The following is a 9,044-nucleotide window of genomic DNA, read 5'->3' as shown; positions in this document are numbered from 1 at the left end:
TTTTAGTATAAATTAAATATGTTAAGTATATTTTTATAATTTTGGCTAATGTCTTTTTTTGAGAATAAGAATATCTGAATTCTGGAGAAAGGCTAAAAGGTACGCTGTACCTTATTTGAAATTTGATTGTACAGAAATAAAATGGAACTATATGAAACAAACTAATTTAAAGTATCCATGCCTCATTGCTGTTTTATACTTTGGTATGAATGTCAATGCGCAGGTTACGCCTGGTGACACTGTTACGAAAGAGCAGAAAATAGAAGAGGTAGTGATGATCGGTTATGGTAGCCGTAAGAAAGTAGATAATACGACCTCTGTCAGTTCTATCAGCTCAGAAGAAGTGACCAGAACTAAAGTTTTAAATGCTTCTCAGGCTATACAAGGGAAAGCTGCAGGGGTACAGGTGACGGCTTCCGATATGCCGGGATCTACACCAACAGTGACGATCAGAGGCCTGGGTACCGTATTAGGAGGGAGAACACCTTTATATGTTGTCGATGGAATGTTTACGGATAACATCAATAACATCAACTCCAATGATATCTTAACCTATGATGTATTAAAAGATGCTGCGGCTTTAGCAATTTATGGTAACAGAGCTGCTAACGGAGTTATTATTATTACAACTAAAAGCGGTAGAGGAAAATTAACGGTTAGTTATGATGGCTTAGTAGGAATCAGAAATCCATTAAAGAAAGTAAAGATGGCAAATGCTTCCGAGTTTGTTAATTATAATAATGCAGGTGGGGGAGTTACTTTAAACCCCAATCAGCCTTATAATACCAATTGGTTTGATGAAATTACAAGAACGGGTATCTACAACCAGCATAATATTTCTATCTCGGGATCTTCGGAAGCAGTAAAATATTATTTGAGCTTCAGTAACTATGAAGAAGAATCTATTCTTAAAGGAACCAATTACAACAGAAATACAGTAAGGCTCAATAATGAATATAAAATAGCCAAAGGGATCAGGTTGTCCCAGAATATGAGTGTAACCTTTACGAATGACACACCTAAATCATTGGGAGTATTTACTACTGCTTATAAGCAATCTTCATTGGTTCCCGTATACTATGAAAGCGGTCAGTTTGGTCAGCCTATTTATGATGCTAATGGAAATATCAGCTATTCGGGAGGACGATTCAATAACGTAGGAAATCCTGTAGCACAGTTATTTTATGATAATCAAAGAGGAAAAAATTTCTTGTTACAGGGAGGTTTGAAACTGGATATTGATATCTATAAAGATTTAAAATTTACTTCTCAGTTTAACGGAGAATATAATAATTACAAGTATTATAATTTCGTCGATTCTAAAGCGGTATGGCTAGCTAATGATCCGACAAGGCTTGAAAGCAACTATCAGTCAAGTTTACCGAATACAAGATTAACCAATAAAAATCAAAACTACTATAACTGGGTATTAAGTAACTATTTAACATATACTAAAAAAATAGATAACCACGATTTTGAAATTGTTGCAGGTACGGAAGCCTCTGTAAAAGACGGATTGGAAACTCTTATTGTGAACAGAAAGAATGTACCGACTTCACAGGATTACTGGAATCTTTCAGGAACAGATTATTACGGTTACTTATACAGCGACAGTACTACCAAAGCCATTGAGTCTATCAAAGGAAACAAAAATACAACCATTTCTTATTTTGGAAGATTACAATATAAATTCATGAACCGTTATTTATTAAGCGGAACTGTAAGACGTGACGGTTCTTCTCAATTTGCAGACGGAAATAAATGGGGTACTTTCCCGTCATTTGGATTAGGCTGGGTAGCTTCAGAAGAAGAATTTTTAAAAGGAGGTTTCTTTGATCTTTTAAAATTAAGAGGAGGCTGGGGTAAAATAGGAAACCAGAATGTTCCTTTGAATTACTTACCACTATTGTCTGGTGCATCATATAACTATGGCTATGGCGGTTCTGCCGTAAGTAACGGAGTTACTGTAAATAAAGGCTATGATCCGGATTTAGGATGGGAAGTGACAGAAGAGTCATCAGCAGGTATCGATTTCGGAATTCTTAATAACAGATTAACAGGTAGTTTTGATGTATATAACAGAAAAACAAAAAATATTATTCTGGCAGTTACTCCTTATATGGCAACAGGAATTTCAGAAGTGAACTATTCTCATATGGGAAGTGTAACGAATAAAGGTGCTGAAGTCAGTTTAAACTGGTCCGATAAAGTAGGTCAGGATTTTTCATACTCTGTTGGAGCCAACTATTCCTATAATAAGAACAGGCTTACAAGCATTGATTCCTCTAAACCTGTTTCACAGATTTCAGGAGGAAGTTTAGGAAACGGACAGTGGACGAAACTGTTTAATTCTTCTACGGTGGGACATGCATTAGGAAGTTTCTATTTGTGGGAATTTGACGGATATGATGCAGACGGAAATATGAAATTTAAAGATACCAATGGAAATGGAGTTACTGGTTCAGCTGATGCCGGAGACAGAAAGTATTTTGATTCTTATATTCCGAAATCTACCTTAGGTATCAATATTTCCATGAGTTACAAAAACTGGGATTTTGCAGTCAATGGATACGGAGCTTTTGGCTTCAGTGTTTATAATGGTAAAAAGGCACAGAGAATCAGTGGAGAAAATGTAGAATCTTCAGTAGCAAATAATTACTGGACATCTTCTCATACTAATGCGGCTAATCCGGCACCTAATACTTCGATTCCGATTGCTTCCACTTTCTTTTTGGAAAAGGGTGACTACTTTAGAATCAATAATATAAGCGTAGGATATACATTTAAGAATATTACAGAATATGTAAAATCTATTAAGCTGTATGTAAGTGCTATCAATCCGTTTATTTTTACTAAATATTCAGGATATTCTTCAGAAATATCAGGATATAACGCTTCAGATTCCACAGCCGAAGGAGATCCGTATAAATTGGCTGGGGTAGAACTGGATTCTTACCCTACATTGAGATCTTTTGTATTCGGTGTTAACCTAAACTTTTAAAAAATGAATAAGAAATATATCATAACAGCTGCCATCGTATTTTTCGGAGCTGTAAACCAAAGCTGTAGCAACGATTTTATCGATGTTTCACCTACAGAGAATATACCGGAGTCCGGAATTGAAATTTATAATAATAATGAAGGTGCCAATAGTTTTGTAACAGCAATCTATGCCAAATTCCTGGATTGGAATATGAGTACTTTTGCCTGGATTGGAGTGACGTCTATTGTATCTGATGATGCAGATAAGGGATCCAGCCCGGGTGATACAGGATCGGATAAAGATATTCTGGATGCCCTGAATTTTACTCCATCCACTCCTTCTTTTAAGGAATTATTTGCTTCCAATTATCAGGGAATTAACAGAGCTAATCAGGCTCTAAAATATATTCCTCAGCTAGATAAAGCCGATGCTGATCTTCGTGCCCGGTTAATGGGTGAAGCTAAATTTTTGAGAGCTTTTATGTATTTCACTTTAGTTCGTTCATTCGGAGGAGTTCCATTGGTGGATCACGTTCCTGTAGCAGGAAATGCAGAAGACACCAATATGACGCTTACAAGAAAAACTAAAGAGGAAATCTATGCCTTTATTGAACAGGATTTATTAGATGCCATTGATGCTTTACCTGAAAAATCATCTTATCCGGCAGCTGAGGTGGGAAGAGCGTCCAAAGGAGCTGCTCATGCCTTATTAGCCAAAGTTTATTTATATCAGAAAAAATGGCAGCAGGCTGTGGATCAATGTAATTTGGTTACCGGTTATTCTTTAACTCCTAATTTTATTGATATTTATAAAGTTTCAGGAGAGAATAATGCAGAATCTATCTTTGAGATTCAGGGAAGCGGAGGAACTGCAGGAAGAGCCATCCAGCAATACAGTCAGGTACAAGGAGCGAGAGGAACTACAGGCTGGGGATGGGGATTTGCAACTCCTACCCAGGGGCTATATGATGCTTATACTGCTGAAGGTGATACATTAAGAAGGGATGCCACCATTATTCATAAAGATATGATCCTTTATGACGGGTATCATGTAGGTCCTAATGTAGAAAATAAATATTATAACTACAAGGCCTATTCATCCAATTACAGAGATCAGGCATCCACTGATACTAATATCCGCTATTTGAGATATGCAGAAGTATTGTTGATCAAAGCAGAAGCATTGAATGAGTTGGGACAGACGGGTGCAGCGATTCCTTTATTAAATCAGGTAAGAGAAAGAGCAGGTATTGCTGATACAGCTGCATCTTCTCAGGCCACTGTGAGAACTGCAATCTGGAAAGAAAGAAGACTGGAGCTGGCTTTTGAACACGACAGATGGTTTGATTTGGTGAGAACCGGTCAGGCACAATCTGCAATGGCAGCTGACGGAGGTAAAAACTTTATTGTTGGAAAGCATGAGCTATTCCCGTTACCACAAGACTTTATTACCGAGGCAGGAGGTTTGTCGGCACAAAATCCCGGTTATTAATAGATAATATAAAATGGCCAAAGTTCAGTCTTTGGCTATTTTTTTAATGAATCAGTGTAAATAAGAAGATTATGAAATTAGGGATTGTTTCTGTTTTTGTAGTGGCATGCTTGGTTTCCTGCAAAAACTCCCCGAAAGAGAATACGGTAAGTGTTCAGAATGCAATAAGTAAAAATAGTACGGATGAGCAATTGATGGATAAGGTTCAGAAAGATGCTTTAAAATATTTCTGGGAATATGCAGAACCTAATTCCTTACTCGGCAGAGAACGTTATCATGAAGACAATATTTATCCCGATAATGATAAACATGTGATTACGACAGGCGGTTCCGGCTTTGGGCTGGCAACTATTTTGGTAGGGGTAGAAAGGGGATTTGTTCCCAGAAAAGAAGCTGTAAAAAGATTATCTCATATCATGGATTTTCTTGCAAAAGCCGATCGTCATAAAGGAGCGTGGTCTCACTGGATTAATGGTGAAACAGGCAAAACTATTCCTTTCGGTAAAAAAGATAACGGTGGAGATCTGGTGGAAACAGCTTTTTTAACATCCGGAATTTTAATGGTTCGGGAATATTTTAAAAATGGAAATGCAGAAGAAAAAGATTTAGCCCAAAAATGTGATGAATTATGGAAAGGAATACAATGGAACTGGTATACAAAAGGCGGTGAGAAAGTCTTATACTGGCACTGGTCTCCCGAATATCAGTGGGAAATGAATTTTCCGCTTGAGGGGTATAACGAATGCCTGATCACTTATATTCTGGCAGCGTCTTCACCTACTTATTCCATTGATGCAGAAACTTATTATAAAGGCTGGACAAGAAACGGAACCTATCTTACGGATAAGACAAAATATGGGTTACCTTTATACGTGAAACATAATTATGCTGAAGAATATGGAGGACCTTTATTCTGGTCCCAATACTCTTATATAGGACTGGATCCTACGGGATTATCCGATAAGCTGATTAAGAATTATTTTGATTTAAATAAAAACCAGGTTCTTATTGATTACCAATATTGTGTGGAAAATCCAAAAGGTTGGAAAGGGTATGGTCCTGATTATTGGGGACTCACTGCAGGCTATACAAGAAATGAGGACGGGAGTACAGGATATACAGCACATATGCCAACCAATGATAGCGGAGTAATTACTCCTACAGCGGCTCTAAGCAGTTTTCCATACAGTCCGAAAGAATCTATGAACTTTTTGAGATTTATATATACTCAAAAACCTGAATTTATTGGATCTGCCGGACCTTATGATGCAACTTCCATTCATTATGATAATTGGTTTACTCCAAGGTTTCTGGCTATTGATCAGGGAACTATTGCTCCTATGATTGAAAACTACAGAACAGGTTTTTTATGGAAATTATTTATGAATGCCCCGGAAATTAAGCAAGGACTGAAGAAGCTGGACTTTCATTCAACTAAATACGGATTTTAAATATGAAACTAAAACTTATCCCCATTGTATTGCTCTTACTTTCCTTTAATATGAATGCTCAGGAGATCAAAGCGGAATTGAATAAAGAAGTAAAAAGGACAGAAAAAATATCTTATATTCTGGATTATCCTCAAAAAACAAAAGGGAATGTACCACTTATTGTTTTTCTTCACGGCTCTGGAGAAAGAGGAAATAATCTTGAAATGGTAAAGGCCCACAGCCCTTTTACCTATAAAAATCTGATTACTGAACCGGTTGCTATTTTAGCACCTCAATGTTCTGAAGATACCTGGTGGGATACGATTACTATTTATAATCTGATTAAAGAAGTTCAGAAAAAATATAAAATAGATGCATCCAGAATATACCTGACGGGTTTGTCTATGGGAGGTTGGGGTACATGGAAACTGGCAATGGAACATCCTGAAATGTTTGCAGCTGTAGTTCCTGTTTGTGCACCCGCTGATCGGGTAATGGAAGCTAATATTCAACGATATACGGATTTGCCTATCAGAATTTTCCATGGAGGGAATGATGATATTGTTTCACCAGTTAATTCGATTACTATGTATCAGGCACTCAAAAAGGTAAATCCTGGTGTAAGTTTAACTATATTTTCTGATGATAACCACAATTCATGGGATTCTACCTATTCGGATCCAAAATTATATGAATGGATGTTATCTCAGAGAAAACCTCAAAAAAAATAATATAATTAAGAAGATAGATTTATGAAAAAGTTAATTGTAATGGCGACTTTGGCGCTTTCTCCTGTGTTTTCGGCTCAGGAGACGGTCAGTAAGCCGGTTCAGTCTTACCAGACAGCACAATATCAATCTAAAAGACAGGCATTTGTAAATAGTCTTTTGTCGAAAATGACATTAGACGAAAAAATCGGACAGTTGAATTTACCCAGTTCAGGAGATTTTACGACGGGTCTTGCCCAAAGTTCAGATATCGGGAAAAAAGTAGAACAGGGGTTAGTTGGAGGACTGTTCAATATAAAAGGAGCTGAAAAAATTAAAGCCGTTCAGAAAGTGGCTGTTGAAAAAAGCCGTTTAAAAATTCCATTGATCTTTGGAATGGATGTTATTCATGGGTATGAAACTACTTTTCCTATTCCATTGGGGCTAGCGGCTTCCTGGGATATGAATCTGGTTCAGCAGTCCGCAAGAGTGGCAGCCAGAGAAGCTTCAGCGGATGGGATTAACTGGACATTCTCTCCAATGGTGGATATCTCCCGTGAACCAAGATGGGGAAGAGTTTCTGAAGGTTCGGGGGAAGATCCTTATTTAGGAAGTGAGATTGCCAAGAATATGGTGTACGGATACCAGGGAAAAGATTTGTCTTTGAGCAATACAATCCTGGCATGTGTTAAACACTTTGCACTATACGGAGCAGGAGAAGGAGGCAGAGACTATAATACGGTTGATATGAGCCATGTGAGAATGTTCAATGAATATTTTCCGCCCTATAAAGCAGCTGTGGACGCGGGAGTGGCTTCTGTAATGGCTTCATTCAATGAAGTGGACGGAGTTCCTGCTACGGCAAATAAATGGCTTCAGACCAATGTTTTAAGAAAATTATGGAATTTTAAAGGTTTCGTAGTATCGGATTATACGGGGATCAATGAAATGGTTGACCACGGTATGGGTGATCTTCAGCAGGTATCGGCACTGGCTTTGAAAGCAGGGGTCGATATGGATATGGTAGGAGAAGGTTTTTTAACAACGTTAAAGAAATCTCTGGCGGAAGGAAAAATTACTCAGACAGATATTGATACAGCAACGAAAAGGATCCTTGAAGCTAAATATGATTTAGGATTATTTGATGATCCTTACCGTTATGGTGATGCTAAACTGGCCGCTAAAGAAGTATACAATATGGAAAACCGTAATATCGCCAGAAATACCGCTGCTCAATCGATGGTATTAATGAAAAATGATCATCAGGTTCTTCCTTTGAAGAAATCCGGAACGGTAGCCGTAATTGGTCCGTTGGTCAATAATTCATTGAATATGGCCGGGACATGGAGTGTCGCTACCAGGCATGCTGTTTCCGTTTCATTAATGAAAGGCCTTCAGGACAACTTCGGAAAAGAGGTGAAATTTATTTCTGCCAAGGGAGCAAATATCGATTATGATGCTAAACTGGAAGAAATCTATGCGGCTCATGGTAAGAAAACGGATAGAGATAACCGTCCGAAAGAAACCCTTTTGAAAGAAGCGGTAGATACAGCTAATAAGGCTGATGTAATTGTTCTTGCTATCGGAGAATCTGCGGAAATGAGCGGAGAGTCTTCATCAAGAACTGAAATTACCATTCCGCAATCCCAGATAGACCTGTTGAATGAATTGAAGAAAACAGGAAAACCTATTGCTGTGGTACTTTTCACAGGACGTCCGTTAGCCTTAACCAATATGAAAGATGTTCCTGATGCTATCTTAAATGTCTGGTTTGCAGGCTCTGAGGCCGGAAATGCAATTGCTGATGTGCTATTTGGAAAAGTGAATCCATCCGGTAAGCTTCCGATGACATTCCCGAGAAGTGTAGGACAGATCCCTGTTTATTATAACAGTAAAAATACAGGCCGTCCATTGAGTCAGGAAAGTACGGATAAATGTGTATATGAGAGATTCCGTTCCAATTATATGGATGAATGTAATACTCCGCTATATCCGTTTGGATATGGATTGAGCTATACAAAATTCAATTATTCTGATATGACGGTTTCTAATCCAACCCCTAAAGGTGATCAAACGGTTCAGGCCTCTGTTACCATAACCAATTCCGGAAATTATGACGGTGCTGAGGTGGTGCAGCTGTATATCAGGGATATGGTAGGAACGATCACGAGACCGGTAAAAGAATTGAAAGGATTCCAGAAGGTATTCCTGAAAAAAGGAGAATCTAAAAAAATTACTTTTGATATTACTCCTGAAAACCTGAAATTCTATAACGGAGAATTGAAATACGACTGGGAGCCGGGAGAATTTGATATTATGATCGGTACCAATTCCGAAGAGGTGAAGCACTCTAAAATAAACTGGAGTAAGTAAGCTTTTATATAGATACTAAAATAAAAACCGGAGAACAAAGTCCTCCGGTTTTGTTATTAT

5 protein-coding genes are annotated in these 9,044 nt (G+C 37.9%); all 5 read left to right on the top strand.

Annotation, left to right across the window (positions count from 1 at the left end):
* The first annotated feature begins 151 nt into the window (after window positions 1-151).
* The 5 genes from Q0A18_RS05815 to bglX all read left to right on the top strand — a co-directional run bounded on the left by Q0A18_RS05815 (window position 152) and on the right by bglX (window position 8,984).
* Complete coding sequence (locus Q0A18_RS05815) at window positions 152-3,001, top strand: SusC/RagA family TonB-linked outer membrane protein (RefSeq protein WP_292009234.1); 2,850 nt, start codon at window positions 152-154, stop codon at window positions 2,999-3,001.
* Between the two features lie 3 nt (window positions 3,002-3,004).
* Window positions 3,005-4,474: a RagB/SusD family nutrient uptake outer membrane protein gene (locus tag Q0A18_RS05810; protein WP_292009233.1), complete on the top strand. Its 1,470-nt coding sequence runs from the start codon at window positions 3,005-3,007 to the stop codon at window positions 4,472-4,474.
* 71 nt (window positions 4,475-4,545) lie between these two features.
* Entirely contained in the window at window positions 4,546-5,925 is a 1,380-nt protein-coding gene (locus tag Q0A18_RS05805) for a glucoamylase family protein (RefSeq protein WP_292009232.1), read from the top strand.
* 2 nt (window positions 5,926-5,927) lie between these two features.
* Window positions 5,928-6,635 carry a prolyl oligopeptidase family serine peptidase gene (locus tag Q0A18_RS05800; RefSeq protein WP_292009231.1) on the top strand — a complete coding sequence of 236 codons (708 nt, stop codon included), beginning with the start codon at window positions 5,928-5,930 and terminating at the stop codon, window positions 6,633-6,635.
* A gap of 21 nt (window positions 6,636-6,656) precedes the next feature.
* Window positions 6,657-8,984: a beta-glucosidase BglX gene (gene bglX / locus Q0A18_RS05795; protein WP_292009230.1), complete on the top strand. Its 2,328-nt coding sequence runs from the start codon at window positions 6,657-6,659 to the stop codon at window positions 8,982-8,984.
* Window positions 8,985-9,044: the final 60 nt, after the last annotated feature.

The organism is Chryseobacterium sp. (assembly GCF_022712095.1).
In the GTDB taxonomy this organism is placed as follows: Bacteria; Bacteroidota; Bacteroidia; order Flavobacteriales; family Weeksellaceae; genus Chryseobacterium.
The sequence above is the reverse complement of the archived record's forward strand: the minus strand, read 5'-3'. Positions and strand labels throughout refer to the sequence as shown.

What these genes read in the sequence shown, in the direction of transcription:
- Q0A18_RS05815 (WP_292009234.1), top strand. Translation starts at nt 152, where the DNA reads ATGAAACAAACTAATTTAAAGTATCCATGCCTCATTGCTGTTTTATAC.
- Q0A18_RS05810 (WP_292009233.1), top strand. Translation starts at nt 3,005, where the DNA reads ATGAATAAGAAATATATCATAACAGCTGCCATCGTATTTTTCGGAGCT.
- Q0A18_RS05805 (WP_292009232.1), top strand. Translation starts at nt 4,546, where the DNA reads ATGAAATTAGGGATTGTTTCTGTTTTTGTAGTGGCATGCTTGGTTTCC.
- Q0A18_RS05800 (WP_292009231.1), top strand. Translation starts at nt 5,928, where the DNA reads ATGAAACTAAAACTTATCCCCATTGTATTGCTCTTACTTTCCTTTAAT.
- bglX (WP_292009230.1), top strand. Translation starts at nt 6,657, where the DNA reads ATGAAAAAGTTAATTGTAATGGCGACTTTGGCGCTTTCTCCTGTGTTT.